This window comes from Nocardiopsis mangrovi (assembly GCF_042653925.1).
Lineage (GTDB): Bacteria > Actinomycetota > Actinomycetes > Streptosporangiales > Streptosporangiaceae > Nocardiopsis_B > Nocardiopsis_B mangrovi.
This window is the reverse complement of sequence record NZ_JBHSFQ010000080.1, coordinates 1-1,513: the sequence shown is the minus strand read 5'-3', so window position 1 is coordinate 1,513 and position 1,513 is coordinate 1. Positions and strand designations below refer to the sequence as shown.

At 67.9% G+C, this 1,513-nt stretch carries 1 pseudogene; it reads left to right on the top strand.

Annotated elements, in window-relative coordinates:
* Window positions 1–1,513: pseudogene (locus ACFO4E_RS30005) on the top strand (DNA-directed RNA polymerase subunit beta); the annotation flags it as partial.

The window sequence follows — 1,513 nt, the reverse complement described above, 5'->3', positions numbered from 1 at the left end:
TGTTCGTGACGGCGGAGTTCATCAACAACGACACCGGTGAGATCAAGAGCCAGACCGTGTTCATGGGCGACTTCCCGCTCATGACGGTCAAGGGCACGTTCATCATCAACGGCACCGAGCGTGTCGTGGTGTCCCAGCTCGTGCGTTCGCCGGGCGTCTACTTCGACCGCTCGGTCGACAAGACCTCCGACAAGGACCTCTACGGCTGCAAGGTCATCCCCTCGCGCGGCGCGTGGCTGGAGTTCGAGGTCGACAAGCGCGACTTCGTCGGGGTCCGCATCGACCGCAAGCGCAAGCAGGGCGTCACGGTGCTGCTCAAGGCCCTGGGCTGGACCACCGACCAGATCCTGGAGCGCTTCGGGCAGTACGAGTCCATCCGCAACACGCTGGAGAAGGACCCCACGGCGGGCACCGACGACGCGCTGCTGGACATCTACCGCAAGCTGCGTCCGGGGGAGCCGCCGACCAAGGAGTCGGCGCAGGCGCTGCTGGAGAACCTGTACTTCAACCCGAAGCGCTACGACCTGGCGAAGGTCGGCCGGTACAAGATCAACAAGAAGCTCGGTGTCGAGGCGGAGTACACGCAGGGGACGCTGACCGAGGACGACATCGTCGCCACGATCGACTACATCGTGCGCCTGCACGCCGGCGAGGAGTCGATGCCGGGCGCCAACGGCGACGTCTTCGTCGAGACCGACGACATCGACCACTTCGGCAACCGCCGCCTGCGCACCGTCGGCGAGCTGATCCAGAACCAGGTCCGCCTGGGCCTGGCGCGCATGGAGCGCGTGGTCCGCGAGCGCATGACCACCCAGGACGTCGAGGCGATCACGCCGCAGACCCTGATCAACATCCGGCCGGTCGTCGCCTCCGTCAAGGAGTTCTTCGGCACCAGCCAGCTGTCGCAGTTCATGGACCAGACCAACCCGCTGGCGGGGCTGACCAACAAGCGCCGCCTCTCGGCGCTGGGCCCGGGCGGCCTGTCGCGTGAGCGCGCCGGGTTCGAGGTCCGCGACGTCCACCCCTCGCACTACGGCCGCATGTGCCCGATCGAGACCCCGGAAGGCCCCAACATCGGCCTGATCGGCTCGCTGGCCGGGTACGGCCGGGTGAACTCCTTCGGCTTCGTCGAGACCCCGTACCGCAAGGTGGTCGAAGGCCGCGTCACCGATGAGGTCTTCTACCTCACGGCCGACGAAGAGGACCGCTTCGTCATCGCGCAGGCCAACACCCCCGTCGGCCCCGACGGCACGTTCACCGAGGACCGCGTGCTGGTGCGCCGCAAGGGCGGTGAGTTCGAGGCCGTCGCCGCGGGCGAGGTCGACTACATGGACGTCTCGCCGCGCCAGATGGTGTCGGTGGCCACGGCCATGATCCCGTTCCTGGAGCACGACGACGCCAACCGCGCGCTCATGGGCTCCAACATGCAGCGCCAGGCGGTGCCGCTGCTGCGTGCGGAGTCCCCGCTGGTGGGCACCGGCATGGAGTACCGCGCCGCCACCGACGCCGGCGA